General features: G+C 57.3%; 18 protein-coding genes. 4 read left to right on the top strand and 14 right to left on the bottom strand.

The genetic code is table 11. The features are described from left to right. Positions 1-263: 263 nt before the first annotated feature. The 8 genes from NGR_RS12070 to NGR_RS12035 all read right to left on the bottom strand — a co-directional run bounded on the left by NGR_RS12070 (position 264) and on the right by NGR_RS12035 (position 15,332). Positions 264-3,320 (bottom strand): AAA family ATPase, encoded by a 3,057-nt coding sequence (locus NGR_RS12070; protein ID WP_012706726.1) that lies wholly within the window; start codon positions 3,318-3,320, stop codon positions 264-266. Beyond that, complete coding sequence (locus NGR_RS12065; protein ID WP_164924157.1) at positions 3,317-3,958, bottom strand: ABC-three component system middle component 1; 642 nt, start codon at positions 3,956-3,958, stop codon at positions 3,317-3,319. Before NGR_RS12065 ends, NGR_RS12070 begins: the two co-directional genes overlap by 4 nt. A 4-nt stretch (positions 3,959-3,962) precedes the next feature. After that, positions 3,963-6,365 carry an ABC-three component system protein gene (locus NGR_RS12060; RefSeq protein ID WP_012706725.1) on the bottom strand — a complete coding sequence of 801 codons (2,403 nt, stop codon included), beginning with the start codon at positions 6,363-6,365 and terminating at the stop codon, positions 3,963-3,965. Positions 6,366-6,887: 522 nt separating this feature from the next. After that, entirely contained in the window at positions 6,888-8,135 is a 1,248-nt protein-coding gene (locus NGR_RS12055) for a hypothetical protein (protein ID WP_012706724.1), read from the bottom strand. Between the two features lie 3 nt (positions 8,136-8,138). Then, positions 8,139-9,629, bottom strand: a complete 1,491-nt coding sequence (locus NGR_RS12050) for a restriction endonuclease subunit S (RefSeq protein WP_012706723.1) — start codon at positions 9,627-9,629, stop codon at positions 8,139-8,141. Continuing rightward, entirely contained in the window at positions 9,626-11,161 is a 1,536-nt protein-coding gene (locus NGR_RS12045) for an N-6 DNA methylase (RefSeq protein ID WP_012706722.1), read from the bottom strand. Before NGR_RS12045 ends, NGR_RS12050 begins: the two co-directional genes overlap by 4 nt. A gap of 66 nt (positions 11,162-11,227) precedes the next feature. Next, positions 11,228-14,638, bottom strand: coding sequence for a type I restriction-modification system endonuclease (hsdR, locus tag NGR_RS12040; RefSeq protein ID WP_164924156.1), 3,411 nt, complete (start codon positions 14,636-14,638; stop codon positions 11,228-11,230). A gap of 421 nt (positions 14,639-15,059) precedes the next feature. Continuing rightward, a complete protein-coding gene (locus NGR_RS12035) occupies positions 15,060-15,332 on the bottom strand; it encodes a helix-turn-helix domain-containing protein (RefSeq protein ID WP_164924155.1) in 273 nt (90 codons plus the stop codon). A gap of 139 nt (positions 15,333-15,471) precedes the next feature. Here NGR_RS12035 and NGR_RS12030 point away from each other — a divergent pair, with 139 nt between their 5' ends. Both NGR_RS12030 and NGR_RS12025 read left to right on the top strand, forming a co-directional pair. Then, complete coding sequence (locus NGR_RS12030) at positions 15,472-15,996, top strand: hypothetical protein (protein WP_012706720.1); 525 nt, start codon at positions 15,472-15,474, stop codon at positions 15,994-15,996. Position 15,997: 1 nt separating this feature from the next. Continuing rightward, positions 15,998-16,252: a hypothetical protein gene (locus NGR_RS12025; protein WP_012706719.1), complete on the top strand. Its 255-nt coding sequence runs from the start codon at positions 15,998-16,000 to the stop codon at positions 16,250-16,252. 802 nt (positions 16,253-17,054) lie between these two features. Here the strand turns inward: NGR_RS12025 and NGR_RS12020 are convergent. From NGR_RS12020 to NGR_RS12000, 6 genes are all read right to left on the bottom strand, one after another. After that, positions 17,055-17,366 (bottom strand): DUF6074 family protein, encoded by a 312-nt coding sequence (locus tag NGR_RS12020; RefSeq protein ID WP_164924154.1) that lies wholly within the window; start codon positions 17,364-17,366, stop codon positions 17,055-17,057. Between the two features lie 138 nt (positions 17,367-17,504). Further along, positions 17,505-18,002 carry a hypothetical protein gene (locus NGR_RS12015; protein ID WP_012706718.1) on the bottom strand — a complete coding sequence of 166 codons (498 nt, stop codon included), beginning with the start codon at positions 18,000-18,002 and terminating at the stop codon, positions 17,505-17,507. Positions 18,003-18,111: 109 nt separating this feature from the next. Further along, positions 18,112-18,405, bottom strand: a complete 294-nt coding sequence (locus NGR_RS33095; protein WP_012706717.1) for a winged helix domain-containing protein — start codon at positions 18,403-18,405, stop codon at positions 18,112-18,114. Between the two features lie 171 nt (positions 18,406-18,576). Beyond that, entirely contained in the window at positions 18,577-18,774 is a 198-nt protein-coding gene (locus NGR_RS12010; protein ID WP_012706716.1) for a helix-turn-helix transcriptional regulator, read from the bottom strand. Positions 18,775-18,929: 155 nt separating this feature from the next. Then, on the bottom strand, positions 18,930-19,790 hold the full coding sequence (locus tag NGR_RS12005) for a hypothetical protein (protein ID WP_012706715.1): 861 nt from the start codon (positions 19,788-19,790) through the stop codon (positions 18,930-18,932). After that, positions 19,780-20,988, bottom strand: coding sequence for a tyrosine-type recombinase/integrase (locus NGR_RS12000; RefSeq protein ID WP_012706714.1), 1,209 nt, complete (start codon positions 20,986-20,988; stop codon positions 19,780-19,782). The genes NGR_RS12005 and NGR_RS12000 overlap by 11 nt, the downstream gene beginning before the upstream one ends. A gap of 444 nt (positions 20,989-21,432) precedes the next feature. On the opposite strand from NGR_RS12000, the gene NGR_RS11995 reads away from it, so the two are divergent. Together NGR_RS11995 and NGR_RS11990 are read left to right on the top strand one after the other, a co-directional pair. Continuing rightward, positions 21,433-22,620: an XRE family transcriptional regulator gene (locus NGR_RS11995; RefSeq protein WP_164924153.1), complete on the top strand. Its 1,188-nt coding sequence runs from the start codon at positions 21,433-21,435 to the stop codon at positions 22,618-22,620. Then, entirely contained in the window at positions 22,617-23,108 is a 492-nt protein-coding gene (locus NGR_RS11990; protein WP_012706712.1) for a PIN domain-containing protein, read from the top strand. The genes NGR_RS11995 and NGR_RS11990 overlap by 4 nt, the downstream gene beginning before the upstream one ends. Positions 23,109-23,124 lie beyond the last annotated feature (16 nt).

Genomic DNA, 23,124 nt, shown 5'->3' with positions numbered 1-23,124 from the left:
TTGAGAAAAGTGAGCCGAATCAAATCGATGGCGATGACCGCCCAATTTGAATCCACCTTTCTACCCCCCTTGAGTTTACCGCTGTGCGTTAGCACCTGCGCCGCAGAGCACTTTTTGGAACCGTCAAAACTTCGTAAGTTTCTTTAAAAAGCGTCTCATCATGAGACACTTTTCGGGCGGCAAAACTCCACTCCGGCTGAAGGAAAACGAAAACGCTCGTCGGACCGCTGAGGACACATAATCTAGGAAGTGGTCGCTTGGGATCACGCGACTTCCGAGATGAGGCCTTCCTCTCCACGTGGTACCAGTTCGTGAATTGCGAAGGGGATTCCCGCGCTCTTGCATTTTCGCACAAGAAACTCTGCTTCGGTACTATCGTGGGTGGAGAGGACTACCTGGTAGCCTAGTTCGCGGACCATCTGCCGAATCAGGTCCATGAACGCACTAGCGTGGATGACATCGTTATGCTGAAGCGGATCATCAAGAAGCAGTCCGCGCCATCTTGACCAAGAAAACGTGGTGCTGGCGGCGAGGAGCGCACTAACGCTAAGCGCCGACAGTTGCCCTTCGCTAAAAAACAGATTTGGGTTCATCTCCAGTTGGGTAACTTTGCCATCTGAGTCGGTGCGGACAATCGCAGGCTTAAGTTCGGAGCGGGTAGCATGATGCTCCGCTCGGTAGATTATCGATGCATCCGTCCACGTCATCAGGGGTAGCGCAAAGCGCTGTATCGTATCATTCAGGGGCTTGAGGACCTCATCGGCAAATTCTTCCGCGCGCTGCTGCATCTTTTGGCCCACATCGTCCATTCGAGCGCGGGCCTTTTGGGCGAGATCGAGCTCATCTTGGATGACGGCAATGTCTCTAGTGAAACGTTCTGTGACTTGTGGAATGGTAGACAGACCAAAGTTTGCCAACGTGGCTGCAATAGAACGCTCACGGTCCTGAAGCTGCTGGTCATTCCTCCAGACCCTCAGACTATCGATTAACTCGGCATGGGCGAGAGCGATCGGCCCGATACGAATTGATCGCTCTGCAACCCGCGACGAAACCTGCGCAACCCTTGCAGAATCAGGATCACCTGTTTGTCCCGCGTCGTTCCATTGACGTAGCAGGTCCCGTCGCAGCTCGGCCTCCCTATCGAGCTCGCGATTTGAGGTCGACAAACTAGCGTCCTCGGTTGCGATCGCCTCCATGATCGCGTCGCGACGTAAGCGAGCAGCTTCAACGTTTGTTTGATCATTCTGCACTTTTTCGCCAATCAGCGCTGATTCCGCCCGAATCGCCGTGAGTTGCTCGCCAAGTGATATTAGCAATCCATGATCAGGAGCCCAAAGGTCGGGATGTTGGCTCAGGAAGGAACGGGCAGCCTCGGCGTCTGAAATTGCATTTAACCGCAGGCGATCAAGGTTGCCCTGTCGTGCACGCTCCGCGTCCATCGCGGCCTGCACCTCCGCCAGAAGACTGTCCAATGCGACTTCTGAAGGACCATTCTCGATGCGCTCGTCGAGTGAAGCTAGGACCATTCTAGCGGCGTCGATACCGCTCCCATCATAATGAACGTCAACTGCACCACCGGCTTCGACGAGAGCCTGCAAAAGGTGCGCCTCTTGCTCCTGCAGAACAACTAGACTCGCACTTAGCTGCCCTAGCTCTGTTAGCGCGCGGTCCACCTCGGACTGCCGACGCATAAGCGCTTCCTGCTCAGATCGCGCATGTGATAGGTTGGCCGCAAGCACCGATGCAGGCGCCGTACCAGCACGCGCTTGCGCGTCAGCCAATTCCTTTAGCCTACCTGGGGGAAAGTGGCTGTCACAGATTGGGCAGGTCTCATCTTCGTGGCTTAGCTGGTGGGCGATTGAGGCAATAGCTTCTGCAAGTAGCCGTCCACGCTCATCATGCCGGCGAAGCTCTGTAGTGAGTCGGTCAATCTCGACCTTTACCAAGGACTGCGCATTGACGATTTCTGATCTGCGTGCCGTGAGCTGTTCGCTATCGCGAGCGCTAGTCAGTGAGGTCAAACGCGCAATCTCGGAGCGCGTTTGCGACAGTGCAGTCGAAATCTGGGCGCGCTTTTGAGCTTGGGAAAGCTGCGTTGAGGCCCTGCTTCGTTCCGTCCGCAACGCCTTTGCGTTGTCCATCTCTGACTGAACATCTCCCCGCCGACGTTGTGCTCTCCCCTCTTCCGCTTTCGAGAGGTCCAACTGCCGCTCGGTTTCTGCAATCGCTGATGAAGCACTTTGGAGTTGCGCTACGGCAGCTTCAACACGCGCCAACGTGGCTGATCGTGCCATTAACTGCGCCGACAACTGCCTCGATCGTCCATGCGCGGTGGCCGCATGATTGAGCGTTGCCTCAGCCCTTGCAAGATCATCGACGAGTTGGCTTCGCCTCGCGCCCATCTCCTTAACGAGAGCGGACTTGGCAGCCGTCTCCGCAATCGATCGCTCATATGCTGCAACGATTGCCTCAAGAGCCTTCAACTTTGCCTCTTCGGCTCGATTGTACTCGTCTACTTCACCAATGAGACTTCCTAGTCGCTGCAAGACAGCTTCGGGCTCCTCGGTGCGGCCAGCTATTTCATGCTGCGCGGCGGGTAGCAGTGGGGCCAGTTGAGCGAGGATTCGCTCGCATTCCTCCAGTACCTGTTGTGGAGGGAACGACCGTTCTGAACTAGAAAGTCTTGCGAGGCGGTCCCGTTCCTCGATCAAGGACAGCCATGATTGCAACGCCTCTGAAGCTTTTTCTAGCCGCAGCGTTCGGTCACGAATCGCTCGCGTGAATGCCTGACGCGCTCCTTGTCCGCTGACGCGCTCCCGCAAACTGTTGATGCGATCAACACCCGCTGGGCCTTTGAGCGCCTCCCACTGCGCCTTGGGTTCGCGTAGCGAGAAGCGGCGAGTTGAGGCCTGACCGAGAAAATGCGTGATCGAGAGATAGCCATGCAAGTTGCTGATCGCTGGCCAACGTTCCTGCTTGAGTAGCGCCGCGACTTCATGCTCAGTTGGGAGAAAGCCACAGCCGCGGTCGATGGGCTCTCCATCTGTGAATGCGAGGGCCACTCTATGGCTATTCTCAGGGGCGCCTAGGCGCGTGAGCGGATCAGCCTCGCGGCGCCGGCTGTCGGTCCTTATGTCAGAGAAACGACCAACCTGGCCCGTAAGAGCCCATTCAACGCCATCAAAGAAGCTGGTTTTTCCTAGTCCGTTCGCACCAGTGATCAGTGTTACTCCTGGTTCCGCCGGCAACTCAAAGACATAACTGTCCCCGTAAACTCGGAAGTTCGACAACTCGACGCTGCGCAGGAAGATTTCGCTCATGCTAAACGCTCCAGCTCAATGAATTGGGCGACTAGCCCGTCAAAGTCGAGCTCAGGATTATCCGCTGCCTCCTCCCATCCATTTGGAAGAGCATACGTAGCGACAGCATCGAGTTGAACCAGTTGTTGGGCGCCTGGCCAGGGACGGGCTACGAAGGTGCGGGATAGAAATGCTTCAGCGTCTTCTTCGCTGGGTTCATGATCGAAGAGCCAGACAAGCTTTCGACACGTTCTATCGTCGGCCTCAATTTCGGCTGCCAATTGCTTCCAACGGCCGTCATGAATGCTACCGGGAGGCGCTACAAGAAACAGCTGAAGGTTGGGGGCTTCTGCCCCTAGCCAGGAACGGGCGATCGTTGCTTGATTCCGGTATCGACGCAACTGAGCCTCGATTGCCGGCCTTGTGGCTGGACCTAAAAGCTCGCCTAACAGCAAAGGAACATCATCGATGCGCACGCCGGTAATGGTTGTCGGCAAATCGTTTTCCTTCCGAGAAACTGCTGCTCGCCCTACCGCCTCGCTCAACACTTCCGAATTGAAGCGGGCACCAAGAAATTCCTCCGAAACAGTACCTGTCGTGGCTCCCATACGAGCAGCCGCTTCGACCAACAAAGTAAGCACTTCTGCGAGTTGGGCCATAAAGCTACTCCAAGCTAGCTCGATTGGTGGTGGCGCGCCATTGGATCACCGATCGAAGGTGCTGCTGCATACTCTGCTCGCCCGCCTCTAGCGCGATAACAAAAAGCTCGTCCGCGGGGATAACTAACGGCTCTTGATCTAGCAGCACGTCACCCACTTTCGCTTGATCGCCAGGTGCATGGTCGAACCTGACATCTCTTTCGGCAAGTCGAAATGCCTCTCTCAATTGCGCGAGCAGCACCACACCGGTTGTCCAGGCTTGGGCTGCCGCAAATCCTGCGGACAGATCGCGACCCTGAATCCAACCAACGCCACAAGCATGACCGGTCAATCCACCCCCAGCCATGTTGCCGGGAGCAACAGCAATCGGGCTCACTGCGTGCTCTGAGCAGACAGCAAAAGTAAGTCCGAAAATCGTTGGCTTGGTCAGAAACGGCCGTAGGCTGCGTGGCCCGACTCTGACGAGCAACTCCGGAGTAATATTGTCATGGTCTTGTTCTGTGACTAACAGCAGCATGAAACGCCGACGCGTTGCAGATTCGGCTTGCAGGACGGGGTGCCAATTTAACCACCGGGCCCACAACTGCCCTTTAAGGCGTGCCTCGATCAGCCATCCGATTTCCACGTTCGGCGGACCCAGTACATCATACAGTGCGCCATGAAGTTGACTTAGGGTTTCTAAGTCCAATCTATCGGAAACAATGCGAGTAAGATCGGCTATCGGAGACGTCGCCCGTTGCGCCACTGCAGGCGGGTCTTCCCAGTCATTGACGATGCAGCGGGTGCCCATATCGGGCCCGGGAAGCGAACGGCTAGCACAAAGCGATGTCATGGACGTTCGCCATCCCTGAGCGTCCCGGGCATACAGATGAAAACTGGCCGCGTGACATCCCAGGCGAGCTAGGGCCGCGATCAGACCGTCGGAATCGGCAGCCGCTACATCTACATAAACGGACAGGCCGTCGTTTCCGCGCCATAGCGTGTCAATGTCGGTAGGAGCCAGGTCGCCTGACCAAGTTATGTTGCTCCCCTGGCGCTGCAAGACAATGCGTAAGATCCGAGGCCCAACCGCTGCCTGTTCTGGAAGCTGCGCTGGCGCCGCGGCTGGCGCAAAACGCGCGAAACGTGCTCTTGCAGAGGCGGTTAGGGTCGGAGATTCGGGTCTAGTGGCAGAAGCCTTTGGCAAAAGTCGTCCAGGATACGTGGCAAGCAGGGCATCGAATGGCGCGAGGTTCGGGGCACTGTCGGGGCCAAGTCGAAGGAAGCGCCGATATGGCGTAAAGGGGGCTTCCCCATCGAGAGAGATGGGCCCGGTCGCCGGTACCACGCCATCCGTGAAGCCAACGCCGGTCGTGACTGTGATAGCATTGCGTTCAATGTCTCGGTCGGCCTCGATTATGAGGAAAGTTGCGAGACGATTGTGCAGAGCGGTTGTCTTGCGGAGGAGCTGTGCCTCATTTGTGTGTAAACGAATGCGTACATTGTTTCTCAGCGCTTCGACGACCGTGGCCCAGGCTGGGGCTGGGATCAGGGGCTTTACCCTCATCCGGTACGCATCCATGAGATTGACGTTCGCGCCCGGCGCCCAGGCCTCAACCTCAATTGTGCGGAGCTCCGTCAATGCGTCGCCAAGATCAAGATTTGTGATGAGCTGGCATATCGCGCGGTGATCAAGCGCATTGAAGGCCGCCATCTGAAAGTCGACGAGACCACCATCGCCGTTGCCGGAAATGAAGATGCTGGGCTCTTGCATCTGCACGAGCATGGCGCCTGCCAGCGCGCTGGGCTTCCAATATGAGTCGGTGTCGCCGTCTAAGAACGCTTCAAGTCCGAAGCCAATAGCTAGGATAACGACATCATATATTCTCGAAATAGCAGTCCCAGTCGTTACCACGCGAACTGTGCTTATTGAGCTTGGCTTCAGCGAAGTAACGGTCGAGTTCGGATAAAAGCTCAATCTCGTTGTTCTGCATGCCTCGTCAAATTGGTTCCAAAGGGCCCTTACAACGTCGCCCGCCGGGCCGGCCGTCCAATTCATAATCGGCAAGCCTGCATCTTCTTCGTCCGAGCCGATGCTTGGCCAGTCATAAAAGTGAGGGTGAAGATAGCGCGTGCTGTTTTTCTGAAGCTGCAGAATGTCCGCTCGCGCCTCGAATAGGTCGAGCGCCTTCAGGTTAGGGGCCGCCTTGGATAAGGCTACGGCCGCGGTTACTCCTGCAGCACCTCCGCCGATGATAGCGATTTTGCCGTCGTCACGAACTACATTCTGTGAGAGTAAAGCATCGACGAGATTGAGCGCACGTACCTGCTGGGAGTAGACCGTGACTCTGCGTTCGAAGCTCCCAAGTACGAGCACGCTCCTTGTGTTAGGGACCAACGCATCTTCGAAAATCTCTTCGGGTGTCACAGGACGACCGCCCGCTTCGATTTACGGACTTGATGGCTCACGGCACTGAACCTCCCTGTTAAGTAGTCTATCTACAGCTAGTTAGTAACGAAAACGCTCTGACGGTGGCGGGCTAGATTGGAACGGTGAGCGTCAGCTAGAGTTCGGACCTTTGCGGAATACACGACACCTGCCGCGGCTAGTTGACTGACGGATAGCATCGGCGAAATCAGGATTAACCTCCCGCTCCTGACGGTGTCTCTGGTTTTGTGATACCCACCAGTAAGCCATTCCGCCAGCTCCCCATACACTTGGTTGCTTCTTACACCAACTTCCCTAATAGATGGTACAGCTGAGCATTCGTTTTCGACAGCATCCGGTATTCACAGCGAAAGCCACGGAGCAAGGATGGCAACCAGCGCTGAGATGCCACGCCAAGGACAAAAGCTGGAGCTGCGAAGTCAAGGCGGCGACTTGCGGCCACGTAAAAAGTCTCGCGACGAGACATTTTCGCCGCTGCTTCGCGCAAGGCTTTAAGTCCAGCTAGGGTCCCAAGTGTCGGCTGCCGCGCGGAATACCATTGCGCTCGCACGTGAAGCTCATTGACCAGCCAGCGCCCGAGTGGCACATAACAGCCGCAGCCGACGGATGGCCATAGCCGTTTCCTTTGCCAACCGAAACCACACACCGGCCACTGCCCCCACGTGGCGAGACGACACTTCCTCTAAATTTGGCGCCGTGGTGGGTGGCAACGATAAAGTCCGGCAGAGTCGACAATCTCGGCCGGACTAGGTCGTAGTCGGCATCACCCATGAAAAGAACCGTCTTGCCCGATTGCAAGGTAGTTTGAACGCATAGGCCAGTCTGATTGAGATTGCCGGCTTTACCCTTGCAGCGCCCCAGCCGCAGGGGGCCAGCCGATACGTTTGCGGAACTCACGCCCAGAAGGCGATTATTGGTGGCAAGCTTCTCAGCAACCAACTTTGCGCCTGGTCCAAGCCGCTGCACCGGGACAATCCAAATGCCACCCGCAAGGCCCGCTATTGCGTGATAGCCATGCAAATGATCCCAGTCCCAGTGAGAAAGGATCACTGGGACATCGCTAACTTTTAGCCTGGGTTTACTAGCCGCGGTCTTTTTGTTGTACGAGATCGGCCAACCAGCATCCAGATGAAATAGTTCGTTTCCGTGCTGATCGATTGCGCTGCAGAAACTCGCCTGCCCGACATCTCGGACGACGATTTTGTGAGGCGAATTCGCACCGCTAAGGAGATTGCGCGCGGCGCGGCTTTTACCGATTGCCCGTTCTGGGAACTTGCAGGCCTCTGCAATCGCCTGCGCTAGAGCCCGCTCATTTCCGACTGCTGCCCCGACTGGGCTCAGGGGGCTATCGACTTCCGAGAACAGATAACGGATTTCGTCCAGGACAAAGGGCACAATTTCTTCATAACCAGCGTCTCCGAGTGAAGACGCCCAAGCGAAAGGTCCCGGCTTCTTCCCTCGCGGCAGTAAGTTGATCCGATACCACTGACCATCGCGAACGTCCCCAATATCTGCAAGGTATTGAAATTTCTCTGCGGTCGTCAAAATCTTCAGCACAGCCAGGCGAGAGCGATCGGCTCTATCCGCTATGGTAGCCAGCGCTTCGTCGGCACTCATCCTGGCGTCAATAGCATCGAACTCGAAAGCGACGCGATTGGCCTTCTGCAGGACCAAATCGTCGTTGGTGAGAGCCTCTGACCGAACCAATCGTGCGATCAGGGTAATCGGCCCTTCTCTCAAAAAACTCATCGCTTAGCCCTTAGCGTTACCCCGCCCACGCTTCGCCTTCGGCGCCGCCGCGCGCTCGGCGCGGATGCGCTCCAGAAGATTTTCGGCGGGCTCGTCGTTTTCGTCCTGGGGGACCAGTTCGCCGCGGAAGGCCTTGGCGAGGATCGCCTCATCCAGCTTGCCCACAAGGTCCAGCGCGCGCTTAGCTTCCGCCGCCAACCGATCGATTTTGGCGAAGGCGGATTCGATGCGGCGGACGATTTCGAGTTGTTCTTCGAGGGATGGATGTGGCACTGGAAAAGTCTTAAACATTGCCAAATCAACTCTCAGTCGCGTCAAACCAAAGGCGAGCTGGTGAATTATGTTCTTGGCTATCGGTGAGTTGAAATAGAACATCAGAAACTTTGGAACGCTGGCGTTTTCGTCGACGCTCATTTTCATCACATCCGGCGTCACCATCGCGGTGCCGACGCCAGCAGGGAAAATGCAAGCAACACCGGGCGGATCTCCCAGTTTCGTCACGAGCAGTTCCCCGCCGAACACCGAATAAGGCTGATGCAATTCCTGCCAAACCTTCTTGTCCATGAAGCCTGGCTTATGAGTACGATACTCCCCGGCAGCAACGTGGCGTAGGAATATGATCGGAATGCCTTTGTCTCTAAAGTCCTTCGCTTTGAAAATTGTACCGAAGGGTCCGGCGCAAATCGCGTTGGCGCGATTCTGGGCTAACCTGTGGTTTTTGACCCAGTTCCAGCTCTCCGGTAGAGGCGATAACTGAATGCCTTTCATGACATCCGTCGTTCCTCTAACCTTTAGCTTTCGTTCGACACCTTCCTCTCCATGGATAGAGCCTGCCTTGGCCTCGCTCTGCAGGTGACGACGGCTCAGTCTGAAATCCACCGTCAACTCCCCGCTGAACGCCTTGCCGAGTACCGCCTGCTTGTAGCGGTAGACGAGGGTTTCGATGCGAGCGAGTTCGGTGCGGGCGCGGGCGGATTTCGCGCTCAGCGCATCCAGCTTGGCCACGATGCGCTTTTGCTCGGCCAGGGGCGGGAGGGGGAAACTGGTAGATCGAATCAATTGTAGGTTTAGATTCGGCTGAACTCCACCCGCTGCTAATCCGCGCAGCTGCGAGTATTGAGACGTAAGAAAATTCATCAAGAATTCGCTGGATACTATGTCGTCATTGGGAAGGACGATCGCTGCAAGAGCTTGATTGGTTGCCGCGTCAATGGCCAACCTTGCCACCGAGCCTCGCGTCTTTCCTTCTCCATACATAGCAACCAAGATTGTACCGGTTGGGAAGACCTTGCAGTTAGTCGAACGAATAGCAGCCTCGGTGATAAACTCATCAGCGTAAGTAATTTGCCTTTGGCTTACTGCACCGCTTGTAATCCATGGGATAGTCCCAGATTCGTAGAATGCTCTTGTTCCGCGTTTTGGTGTAGCGCCAGTCCCCACATCGGCTATTTCTTGGATTGTGGTGACACACCACCCCCTCGGCAACTCACTCATTCTGCGGCCTCGGACAGCTCGTCGCCAAGCTCCGCCATCAGCGCCTCAATCTCCAGCGTCGCGGCTTGCAGATGGCCGAGAATGGCTGCGGCGATATCTTCTGGTTCGGTCAGCCCATCTTCCGCCTCGTCGTCTGCCTCGCGCAGCCAGGCAATGTCGAGATTGTCTCCACGAGCGGCGATCTCTTCGCGCCTAAACTCGCGCCAGCGTCCGACCTCGCCTTCATCCTTCACACGCTCCTTGCCATAGGGGCTCGTGCCAAAGGCCTTCTCGAAGCCTTCGAAATGGGCTTCCGTCAGCGGCGTGGTCTTGCCGAATTTCGGCATCTGGGCGCGCAGGTCATAAATCCACGTGGCCTTGGTGTTGCCGGTCTCCGTCTTGCCGCGCGTCAGGAAGATGACATTGGTCTTCACCCCTTGTGCATAGAAAATGCCAGTCGGCAGGCGCAGAATGGTGTGCAGGTCGCACCAGTCCATCATCATCTGGCGGAGCTGCCTGCCACGCCCGTCTTCGAACAGGACATTGTCCGGCACGACAATGGCCGCGCGTCCTCCGGGCTTGAGCGCGCGAATGCAATGCTCGACAAAAGGAAGCTGATAGGAGGAGACAGTGGCAGTAACCGACAGATCATCGCGTGTCGGCGCACCGCCTGCTGGGCCGAAGGGCGGATTGGTGAGGATGAGGTTCGCGCGGCCAAGTCCCTTGCCCTTGTCCGACAGCGTGTCGCCGAGATCGACATGGTCGCTGTCGATGTCGTGCAGGTAGAGGTTCATCAAGAGCAGGCGCAGCGTGCCCGGCACATTTTCCATGCCGTGGAAAGCGTGGCGCTTCTGGAATTCTTGCTCCTTCTCGCCAAGATCGAAATAATTGTCGGTGCGGGCGCGCATGTAGTGATCGGCCGCGATCAGAAAGCCGCCGGTGCCGCCTGCGGGATCCTGGATCACCTCGCCGGGCTGCGGCTGCATGAGGCGGACCAACACTCGGATCAACACGCGTGGTGTGAAATACTGTCCGGCACCGCGCTTGGTCTCCTCCGCGTTCTTCTGCAGCAGGCCCTCATAGAGATCGCCGAACTGATCGCGCTCCTCGGAAAACCAGTCGAGCTCGTCGATGGCAGTCACCAGCGTCGTCAAGTTCTGCGGTTCCCGGATGAAGGTAGAGGCGTTGTCGAAGATTTCCTGCACCATATCCGGCAGTGGGCGGGCATCGACATACCGCTTCCGTTCATCCGGCGTCGCATTGTCGCCCGGAGGCAGGACGAGGGCGTCGTCCTTGCCGAGGCGTGTGCTGACGGTGCCCAGGGTCACCAGCGTCCTGCGGTAGAGTTCTAGTTTGGCAAGGCCATTCGCCTGGACGAGATCTTCCCAGCGCATGGTCTCCGGCAGGCTGCCCGATTCGCGATTGCGCTCGGCCATCATCTTGAGGAACAGCAGATAGGTCAGCTCAGTGACATATTGCTGGTAGGTGATGCCGTCCTTGCGGAGGACGGTGCAGAGACGCCAGAGTTTCTGGACGATGGCATTGGCATTCATGGCAACATTCTTTTCGGATCAAGGATCGGTGTTGACGTTTGTAACCAGCGTGGGCCTCCGGTCAACTCAGGCGGCGGGCGGCGCCCAGATCGCCTCGTTGAAGGCGTGCAGGACATCATCCAGCTCGCCATCGAATTCCTGGGAGATGCGCTTGAAGCCGCCCTTGTCCGCAAAGACGCCCTGGTCAAGCAGCGTCGGATCGGCCACCGGCTTGTCCTTCAGCGCACGGCCAATGCGGCGCAGCCATTCCTTCTGTTTCTGGGTCCAGGGGCGCGAGGCCTCGATCTTCCCAATCGCGTTTTCCACACGCGTGGCATAGGGGATGAGCGGATCGCCGATCGCTGCCTGGCGGACGAAGCCGATGATATGGGCGGCGATATCGGCATTGCGGACCTTGCCATAGGCGGCGCGCAGCATAGCTTCGGAATAGTTCTTCTCGTCCAGCAGGCCTGCCAGTTCCGACAGTTCCTTGCGCGTCAGATCACGCGGTCGTTGGGTGACGGCAATCAGCGCCGGGACCTGGTTCATATTCTCCCGGATGAAGCGCTCGAAGCCGGTGATGTAATCCTCCGGCGTGGTGTTCTTGCCAAAGATTTCCTCGATGCGCAGCAACTCGTCTTCATGGGTGGAGATGACCACACCGTCGTTGCCGCTTCCAGTCCGGATCGGGCGGCGCTCCAGAAGTTCGATCACGCGCGGATGGGATTTTAGCCAATCCTGCAGTTCGGAACCGGAAAGGGTGGCAAGACGCTGCACCGCGTTTTCCGGCGTCTCTCCCGTGTGGCGCTCGAAACTCTCCCGGGTTTCAGCATCCATGCGGTTTGCCATGGCGCGCATGCGGACGATCACCTGGCCCGCGACCCAACTCTTGTCTTCCTCCGTCTCTGCCTTGTCCAGGTCGGTGACAAGCTGGCCGAGCGAGATATCCGGCTTGACGACGACGGGGCGCATGTCCGTCATCTCCTGCAGTTCGGCGTAGAGATCGACGGCATCGAAGATGCGGAAATGTTCCTTGCCGATCTCCGGGCAAAGCCGCGTGGCTCGGCCGATCATCTGGTCATAGAGAATGCGGCTTTTGACCCTGCGCACAAAGACCAGATTGCAGATGGTCGGCACATCAATGCCTGTGGTCAGAAGATCGACGGTAACGACGTATTTCGGATGTGGATCGTTCTTGAACTTCAGGATCAGGTCGTCAGCCTTGTCGACATTGCCAGTGATCTTCATCACCATGCCGTGCGGCACAGCGTCGTTGCCATACTCCTCCTGCAACTCCTCGACTAGCAGACGGACGAGATCATCCGCATGGGCGTCGCGGGCGGCGAAGATCAGCGTCTTGCCTGGCTTGCTTGGCGGAATTTCCGTAGCGATCGCCCGGCAGACCATGCGATTGAAGGCCTCCGAATAGACCCGCTTGTTGAAATCGGCGACGTCGTAGTCGAGCGAAACTTCATCCGGGAGTTCGAACAGATCGATCTGCCCGGTCGTGCGATCGATGATCTCGACCTCCTCGCCACCCTCGAAATGGATGCCGGCTTCGGAGAGTGCTGTGGTGATTCGCTTCGGTGGCAGGTGATCGTTGAGATAACCTTCGACGACAGCTTGGCGGTAGCCATAGTGAAAGACCGGATGGCCAAAGATCTCCCGGGTATGAAGCGCGGGTGTTGCCGTCAACGCCACCTTCACGGCATCGAAGTAATCGAGGATCTGGCGATAGGCTGACTGGTAGTCATCCAGATTGCGGAAGCCGACATCGCTTTCGCGTAGTTCTGCGTCCAGCGTGTAGCCGCGATGAGCTTCATCGACGATAATGCAATCGAAGGTGCCAGGCGTCGGACGCTTGGCCGGGTCAGGTTCGTTGAGGATGCGGGCGATCAGGGACTGGACGGTGGCGACCTGCACCTGATCCTCGTCCTCCGGAACCTTCTTCTCCAACCCGGCAACCTTGTAGATCTGGGCGAAGTTCAGCATGCCCTCGATCTCGGTCGTTTCCAAGGCGTCGCTTGTCTGCTTGCCGAGTGCCTTTCGATCTACCAGGAAGAGGATACGGCGGAAGCGCTTATGCTTCAGCAGGCGGTACATCAGGGCGATGCTGGTGCGCGTCTTGCCCGTCCCTGTCGCCATCGACACGAGAATATCGCGTTGGCCGGCGACGACCGCATTCTCAATCGCAGCGATTGCGTCCTCTTGGTAGGGTCGCATCCTGCCCTTGCCGAAACTGTCCTCGGCGAGACCTTGGGCTGCGGCGTCGAGATCGGTCGCGAGGATGTCGAGAAGATCCTTCGGCGAAAACCAGGTTGTCAGAGGTCGGGGGTGGTTCGTGTCGCGACGCAGATCGCAGAACCAGATACCTGATTTGGTCTGCCACTGGCGGACGAAAGGGCGGCCATTCGTGGTGAAGACGAAGGGAACGCGGAACGGGTCGGCGAGACCATGATTCCATAGGCCGCCCGGATGGCTGTTCTCCGGCGGCAGCGCTATGGTGCGTGCGTAGCGCTCGGCCTGCTGGAGCGTGGAAGGCACGTCAACGCTCTCGCGCTTTGCCTCGATGATACCGACGCACGTCAAGCCAATGAACAGCCCATAGTCAGCACGTCCACCGGCTGCCGGCCACTCGGCGATAGCAAGGTTCCGGCCTTCTTCCGGGCGCGCGCCCAGTTGATAACTCAGACGATCGCTGTCGGCCTCCCAGCCTGCATCTACCAGTTGGGCGTCGATCAAGCGGCGGGTCTGCCGCTCGTCGAGTTCCAACCGGCTCGCGGCCTGAAGGCCTGCCTGCTTGAACTCCATCTGCAATTGTTGCGGCTGGGCCTGCGCCGCCTTCTGCAGCTCCGCGAGCTTGCGGGAAAGCTCGGCCTGATTGGCCTCCATCTCGACGGCCGTCTGTTCCCAGACCGCGTTGTCAGCGGCAGCCTGGCGGGCGAGTTCATCGGCTGCGGCACGGGCCTTGGCGAGTTCATCCGCCGAGGAATGGGCGGCCGCGAGCTGCGCCTCGGCTTCCCGAACCTGCCGACGAAGCGTGGCCAGTTCTGCCTGCGTTGCCTGATCGATATCGGCGGAGGCCTTGGGAGGGACGAAGGGGCCTGGTCTGAAGTTCGGATCGCGTCCGTAGGTGCGGCGATACCAGACGCCCAGCGCCCGGCAGAACTTGAGGGCGGCCAGCGCCTCGGTCGGTGACCCTGCCAGATTGTGGGTCGCCTCGTTGCCGCTCTTGCGCACGGCGTGGAAGATGTCGGCCACCTCGCGCGGCAGGATCTGCTGGGTCGCGAGCCGCCGAAGCAGATCGTGCGTCGTCTCACGGGCAGCGGGATCATAGACACCGGAGAGCGCGGCGATCTCCTTGACCATGTATTCGCCGAACTGACGGCTCTTGATCAGCGAGGTATTGGCGTCATCTGCAAAGAAGCGTTCAGCAAGCGTGCCCAGACGCTGTAGTTCGGGACTCAGCGATTTCAGATGGTCGAAATTTACCGACAATGCCCCACCCAATGCTTCTTACCGCCCCCGAGCGGACCATGCCATACGTCTTGGGGGCAGGCAAACTGGAGTTGCAGATTTCTGAAACGATGATCATCGAATACATTGGCGCTGAAAAGCGGAAATGAACTCCGCGGCGAATAGGTGACACTCGAAGGCCGACGGAACAACGCAACCTGGTGGCAGCAACGCTGCCTCAAGCCAGCTTTAAACACGCAATATCAATGGGATGTAAGCGGCGCATACGTTGTTGAGGGACAAGACGTTGTCCGCGAAGCCTGGATCCGACTGTGACGCCCCACGCAAACATGGAAAATGTCTCGCGACGAGACATTTTCTTACTAGGTGACCTCCCGGCTTAGGCCGATATGTCGTGCAGTAGCCGAGAAGGTGAGAGCTCTCCAAGGTTGCCCCCTGGCGCTTACTGTTTACTGCTTTTCGGCTTCCTACCTGACCGCAACGGCTTCGGTTGGGAAGCATTGCGATCAGGTTGTGAAAAAAGCGCTGCGACAGGCACCTCAAGCGCACGAGCCAAGGCTTCTATAGTCGCAATCGTGACGTTTTCCATCCCTCGCTCGACGCGCCCCACATAGGCGCGGTCGATTCTAGCTTCAAACGCGAGCCGCTCCTGAGATAGCCCTCGCTCAACCCTTAGCAGTCGAAGATTCCAGCCCATGATTTGCCGTGCATCCATGTCGAGACGAAGCACTATTGACGGCGCGGTAATCGACGGACTGTTGATCTCTGATTAGGAGTTTGGCAGTAATTTCGAACTGGTCGATGCTTCCACGGCTCGGGCCAAAGACACTTAAGCGAATGGAGTGGTGAACGGTATGAACGAGAAGCTGGCGCCTTTCGTGCTAGTGAGCCAGCCGACGAGCCTTAGGCGTCATTGGCTTGTTTATGTCTCGGCGGTCTTTTTCGGCTTAATAGCCTGTGCCGCCATTCAGCAAAGCTGGGGCGAGGGATTGGGGGCCATCCTGATTCCCGCCGCCATCGGGTACTTCGTCGTGAAGGGCGGGAAAAGCGTTCCGGGTCTACTTGTACGCTATTCGATTTTTATGCTGGGTTTCATGTTCGTGATTTCGGGGTTGGCCATTTCTGAAATCACCGAAGCACATGACGGCGTGAAGACTTCGTGCCTTACAAAAAATGACTACACCGCTCAGCTAACGACCGAAAAAAGAACTCAGTACTGCCAGTGCATGTCGGACACCTTGGATGCAGCGATTGTATGGTCTACCAGCACATCGTTCTTAGCATTCAAGCCGTTGACGGGCAAAATTCAGGACGTTCCAGAACTGATGAACTTGGCGACAAAGCGCGCCAATGAATGCGCCGTGCAAATGGGAGGCTGAGATGTCGGTGGAGCCTGAATACGACCCGGACTGGGATAGTCCGGAGGCCATAGCGAAGTGGCGTGTTCGAGGAATCAGGAACATCTACGAAAGAGCGAAGGAGTTCCACCGCATTAAGGCGGAACTGGAAATGGAAATCAGCACGGCGCGCGAAACTCTCGTGCGAAAGCCTCTTATGCGAGAGGACGAAATTGAGGCGGCTACACAGAGGGCGTACGACGCTCTACAGGATCGCAAGGCCAAGGACCAAAGCTGATCCCTGCGCGGCAGAAACGCGCCAATCTGCCGCCTAGAAAAAGTGTCTCACGGCGAGACATTTTCACACCACGGCGAGAGTCGGCCTGGCAGACAAGTCGTCAGGTTCGGAGGCGTCGCTGAGCCGCTGACGCGGCACAAACTCTATTGGGGCACTTTTATGCACGACATGTTCGAGGGGTTTTATCTCCTTCTCTACATCCCAGTGTTGATTTTGATTTTAGTTTTCTTGCCACCGCGTATTTGTGATTGGTGGATTAAACACAACAACGATTTGATATCTCGGCAATTCATTCCACGACCCGACGAAGATCAGCTCGATTTTAATCGTAGGCAGGGCCGCGAATTATTGGAGAAAAGCGGACACCGACTGGGGCGATAAATAGCTGCAGCAGTGTCACTCGCTCTCTTTTGGCCAGTTGCTCTTCTAGCGAAGGAATGCTCGCGGCTGTATTTCCATATGATGATGTGAGCCAAGAACTGCTGCTCGCCCGAGAAGTTGCTATCCCGCACCGCGCAAAAATGTCTCACGGTGAGACCATTTCCCGTCATTCGTAGTATTCCTACCTTACTTGCATGCTTGCGCACTCTGCGGCACCCGCAAGAAGGACCTGGTTCCTTTGCCACAGCCCGTGCCTTTTGATTGACGTTATCGGAAAAGCACGGTGTAGGTGGGGCGCCTCTCGGGCTTAGCATCGTCGCCCCCTGCGTCACTCGCGTCACCGATCAAAGCCAGTGGGGGCATAGCCGTCGCAGCACGTTCGGCTCTCCAAACCGATGAACGAGCGGGAGACTCGTCGGCGTTATCGAGATGGTTCGATATGCGGGGGTGAAGGGGGCGTGCGCTTCATCTCTTGCTCGACGCCAGACCAGAATTCACGGATTTCTTTATCCTGGAGACGTTGCGGAAGACCGATTTTCCGCAACTGCCCGACCAACGCCTCGGTCACTTGCTGCTGATAGTACTCAGCATGGCGTTCCGATTTGCGGTCCAGCAGCTTAGCCGCAACGCCCCTGATTTTGCCGATGCGTTTGCTAAGCGGAAACGGCACCAGCTCGCACTTGTCTTCGTTGCTGAGAAGATGCCCTTCAATGCTATTGCCCTGGCTAGCCATTACACCCCCCACCCAAAATATATAAGATAGTAGCGGAATGGGCACCGAGAGAGTGCGGGAAAGGGAACCGAGGGGGCCCCGCTTTCATGCAGGAAGGGCCACCGACAGAGCGCAGGAACGGGTACTGGGAAGCTGTTTTCATGCAGCCGCCCGCCGCGCTGTGTTTGTCGCCCGCTTCTCGTCTGCTCGATAGGCCGTCACAAGGTCTTTTGCACGCGCTTTCGAAATTTGCTTCCATTCGTCCGTTGGAGATTTTCTGTTTTTCGCCGGCACGAAAGTTAGCCGGTATGCATTCTCGGGCCGAATGTCGCCTCTGATGATGCCTTCGCCACGAATCACTTCTATCAAACCCAAGTCCTCGCCCAGCTTCAGTGTTCTGCATATGACCCTCTTCGATATGCCGTAGGCGGCGAACTGCGCATATGAAACGTAGAGCTCTCCGTTGTTTTGCCCGCCGTGCCGAAGATGCTCGATTTCCAGTCGCTCTATCAGTCTAGCAAGAGGCCGTGGTGCATCCTGCCATGCAGGACTTAGCAGCATTTCCAATCGATGCCCGATAAACTGCGTCAACCATCTTGGCTTCTTTTCCGCCCGGCCCGATGTGTGGCTGTGGTCACGAAGGTTGATGTTTGTCATTGCAGCTTCCGCCGGTTCTCTGGTGCGGGGGCCCACACCTTACGTGCTTTCGCTTCGGGAGTGACTGCTTGCATTAGCATATCGTCGGCAAACAGATCCGTCGCATAGGTCATTTGACATCCCTCCAGCTCCGGAGGACCTCGACTGGCGAGCGCAGTACATAACGAGCGTGCGTGCCCGGAAATTGGCCGTCATGAGTCTCACGAAGCGTATCGATTACCAGCCCTGACCTCTTCCGCAGGATATGCACGTAGGAGCTCCAGCGAGGCCCTGGATCAGTGATTGGAGTGCACCCTGCGCTTCCCGCGTCGATTAGAAGCTCAAGCGCCCAGGCAGGCCGTCCGCGCATTGTATGGGGCGCGCCATCGGGGAGGCGCCGTATCGTTAGGAAAACCTTGCTCATATGCGCCCCTGGAACCTAAAGCGGAGATGGATGAGCGCGGATAGACTGTCGGACAACCTTTCAGTTGGCTCAGGGGAGCTGGTTTTGACGCTGGCGTGAGCTGTGCTTGCGACCCGGTTTGCGCCTGTCCGCGCAACCGGGTCTTTCTTTTGCGATGGCATCGGCTTTCCCCTATGCAACATCGGAGCGGGAGTTCTTGGCGCGCTCGATGACGGCAATGATTTCCGAATAAGGCCAGCGGGAGAGAGCGCCTATTTTCACCGGCCGGGGGACGGTTCCGTCAGCGACCCGACGCCAGAAGGTCGGGACGCTGATCTGCAAGACCTCGGCGCTTTCGCGTACGGTGAGGAGAGGGTCTGTGAGTTGCATTTGCTTCACCTCGGATTTGATTGAGACGAGATGAAGGCTGCTGAACCGAAGACGAAAAGAATAGGTAGGTAGCTTCACTTTACCGGGGGAGAGGTTCTGGGTCTCCTGCTTACCTTCCCTCGATTTCTCTAGGAAAAACCGGTGTAATCAATGCGTTACAAGAAGGGAGGTTCTTCACCCCCCTCGTCGTCGAGCGGCTGCATTTTCTGATCCTGTCGTGCCGGGCCGACGCCGCTATTCGGAACCTGGCCTGATTTGCCTGAAACCTCCCCCCCTGTTCGGGGCGCTCCACCCTGCGGCTTCCAGTTCACCACGCTCGCTATTTGATCAAGGGCGCTTCCGGTCACTTTCCCGGCGGCGCCGAAACCGTTTCTATCGCCAGGCTTCGCGTATCTCTCGCCGTGCTCAGCGACCCAGTCGCAAATAGCATCCTTGACCGCCTTACTTTTTGGCAGGTCAGCCAGCGCTTCCCATGCGGCCACCGCGCACGCCAACTTGGCGGAATAGCGGAGGTGAGTTCGATCCATGAAATCCCTCACCTTCGGTCTTGGTTCTGGCTGTGTTTCAGTTGTCGGAAAGAAAAACGGTGGGCGGTGGTTGCGTGACTCGAGCCACCGCCTCAGTTCCTTGACTTCGACCGTGGTCTGTTTCCAGTCTGGCTCCCATTGCAAGGATACCGCATCCGCGCAATGCGACAGAAGCTGCCCGCTCAGTTCGGATATTTGCCGGCTGCCTCGAACCACCGCTCTCAGTTCTGCCCGCTCTACATCGACCGAGAATACCACCCTCGCCTGGAGCTTGTTCGCAAGAATTGCGCTCCTGAGCGCGCTGAATGCGGCTTCAAAGCCCCTGTGGCCGGTCGTGACCTGCTCCAGAAACGCCCTACGCATTTTGTGGTCATAAACTTCATGTTCCGCGGACGGATCGTTGCCGGTTATCAAAATCGCGGCGTCTACGACCGACAGTTCGTCCGGAAGCCTCCAAGCCTCCATAGCCTTGTCAAACTCACGGTTCACTGTGGTTCCTCTTTGCCAACGTAATCACCTGACCGCTCTGCCCCGTTACATGGCGCGCCCACCGCGCCATCAGTTGCCGGCGCTGCTCAAGGAAGTCTGTCCGCCGGTATGCTCGTTCGACCGCACCGCCGACTATGTGACCGAGCGTTGTCTCCGCTATGTCATGGGGCGTATCTGTGGCCTCGGCAATCCAGTCGCGCAAGCTCGATCGAAATCCGTGAGGACGAGCTTCCATGCCAGCGCGCTCCATAAGCCGCGACATGGTGGCGTCGGAAATCACGCCTTTCCGGAGACTGGGGAAGAGGAACCCATCCCGTGCGTGCTGGCGGGCCTGCTCTACCACCGCGAGGGCAGCATCCGACAGAGGAACGCGGAAATCGGCTGTTGCTCCCTTCCGACCCTTCATGGCCTCACCGGGTATGGTCCAAACGTCGCCGTTGATCTGCTCATCTCGCAAGAAACGAAGAGGGCCAGACCTGACGCCGGTCAGGATGAGTAAACGCAGGGCGAGGTGGGTAACGCTGCCATCCGAGAGGGAAGCGAAAAAACCCGGGACGTCCTGCCAAGGCATAGCCGGAATATTTTCGATTTTATGCCTTTGCTTGCCGAGGAGCGCGCGCGCCTTATCCGTCGCCTGCAAGTCAACATCTAGCCCCAGAGCCGCAGCGTGCTTCAAGCAGATGGCCAGTCGATTTAGTGCCTTTCGTGCGGTCTCCGCTTTGCTATGCCAGATGGGCGCAAGCACGTCGCGGATGTCAGTCTGATCAATGTCGACAACGGGCACTTTTCCGAGCTTAGGAAGGACGTGGATTTCTAGCGGACTGAACCAACGGCCTGCAATTCCATCGCCCTTCAGCTCGGCCTTTCGGCTCTCAAAAGCATCACGCGCGATGTCATCAAGACAATGAAGGTTGCGCGCCGCCTCTCGCCGCTGGCGCTGGCGCTCTTTGATCGGGTCCAGACCGCTTCTCACCAGAGCCCGCCAGCGCTCAGCGGCTTCCCGGGCCTCCTTCAGCGAAACGTCCGAGGCAGAACCAAGCCCCATTTCGCGTCGTCGTCCATGGACGTTCACGCGCAATATCCATTGCGACCCGCCGTCCTCGCGCTTGTGCAGCCAGAGTCCTCCGCCATCCGAATGCTTACCGGCCGACGCGTTCTTAACGGCAACAGCAGTCAGTTTGTTGAGAGGGCGCGCCATTTTCTATCCACCTTTTGGTCCACCCCTAGATTTGGTATGGCCTAACTGCGCACGATAGAGCGTGAGAGCCCATAAGACAAGAAACGCGTTTGCTTTCAATGCCGATGATGTTGGATGAGATGCCGCGATTTCGAGATATAGAACGCTTCAATGCACGTAAGCGGCACCAAAAACCTCGAAGAAAATCGATAATCGAAACAATTCGGCCACGTAGTCGCCGTAGGGGAAAGTCGGCTTTTCTTTTCCTCCGCGAATGCGTCTTTGGTCATGTCTGTACCGTCGACAACGGTTGGCCCGTGGGAACTTCTTTCTGTGTGGGGTGTTGCGAGAGCAACACAGCCTCCGGTAAGCCTCGCCTGCCATCATTAGGCATGAGCGTTCATCTTGGCGTTTGAAGAAGTGCGAGATAGGTTCAAATGTCGAGACGGATGGAAGAACGTAGGCATGGGTAAGGCGGCATCATTGCCCGGCATTCAACCGGCGCTCCTAAAATGGGCGCGGGAATCGGCACACCTTTCAACTGAAGAAGTGGCCGGGCGCCTCAAGAAGTCGGTCGAAGAGATCGACGCTTGGGAGTCCGGGACTGATGCGCCCTCGTATGCACAGCTAGAGAAGCTTGCATATGAGCTTTACAAACGACCACTGGCGATTTTTTTCCTGCCGTCACCCCCTAAGGAACCCAGGCCAGAAGCTGAATTCCGCGCTTTGCCTGATTCCGACCTCCGCAATCTGCGCCGCGACACCGTGTTGCTGATCCGACGCGCGCGCGCCTATCAGGCGTCTCTTATCGAGCTATTTGGTGGGAGTTCGCCTACAGCCGAACCGCTGTGGAAACAAGTGGAAATCGACGCTTCAAGGCCCAGCGCGCGGCAAGCCGCAGTGGTGCGCGCTTCACTTGGTGTTCCCGCACCCGGTGCCCGCGAATGGGGTGCCCCAGATGGTGATGAAGCGTTGAAGATTTGGCGCAAAGCCGTCGAAGCTAGAGGCGTTTTCGTATTCAAGGACACCTTCAAGCAAAGTGAAATATCGGGATTCTGCTTAGAACATTCCGAATTACCGATAGTGGTGATCAACAACAGCACTACGAAGACCCGGCAAATTTTCAGTTTGCTACACGAACTCGCTCACGTCCTGATGGGTAGGCGCGCGATAAGCACTTTCGATGAAGCGCCCCTAAATCGGTTGTCTCCGGCAGAGCAGAGGATAGAGCGTTTCTGTAATCAGATCGCTGCCGATATTTTAGTTCCTCCTGATGATTTCGCCGCGCAGGTGTCCGGACTTCCGCAAAACGTCGAGGCCCTGCCGTCAGATGCCTTTGCCGCACTAGCTGCGCGCTATCGCGTCAGCCGTGAGGTTATTCTGCGGCGGTTTCGCGATGCGGACCGCGTCAGTCAAGCGTTCTACGAGAAGCGCAAGCGCGAGTGGGACGGCCAGAAGATCCACAAGGGAAGCTCTGGCGGCAGCTTCTATTCTACGAAGGGCGCCTATCTCAGCGAACGGCTTATGAGCGAGGTGTTCGCTCGCTATGGCCGCCGCCAGATCAACGTAGATGAAGCCGCCGAGTTCATAGGCGTAAAGCCCAAGCAGGTTGACGAGTTGGAGAGCCGGTTCCTGCGCGGGATGGCCGCATGATTTATATCGTGGACACTAGCAGCCTTCGTGAGCTTGAACGGTATTACAACGACATATTTCCGACCTTCTGGAAGCTATTCCAGGCAGAGGTGGATAGCGGTAGCGTGGTGTCTGTTCGCGAAGTGCTACGCGAACTTGAAGCCTGCCCCGAGACAAATGTGATAGCGTGGGCGAAGCATAATTCTGGAATATTCAAGCCTCCCGCACCAGCGGAAGCAGCATTCGTCGGGCAAATTTTTGCACTTCCTCACTTTCAACAATTGATCTCTTCTAAAGCGCAAATGACCGGCCAGCCGGTTGCAGACCCTTTTCTGATTGCCGCCGCGAAGGTCTGCAGTGGCACGGTAGTTACGCAGGAACGTTTCAAGCCAAACTCCGCAAAAATTCCGAACGTTTGCGAACGGCATCGCGTGCACGACTTTCGAGGGTTTCTTGAAGGCCAAGCGCTGGAGTTTTTAGCAAACGTTACGTGGGGGTGGGATACCTAGGCGCGGGGCGGCGCTT

Source organism: Sinorhizobium fredii NGR234 (genome assembly GCF_000018545.1).
GTDB lineage: Bacteria > Pseudomonadota > Alphaproteobacteria > Rhizobiales > Rhizobiaceae > Sinorhizobium > Sinorhizobium fredii_A.
This window is presented reverse-complemented; position numbering and strand designations above follow the sequence as displayed.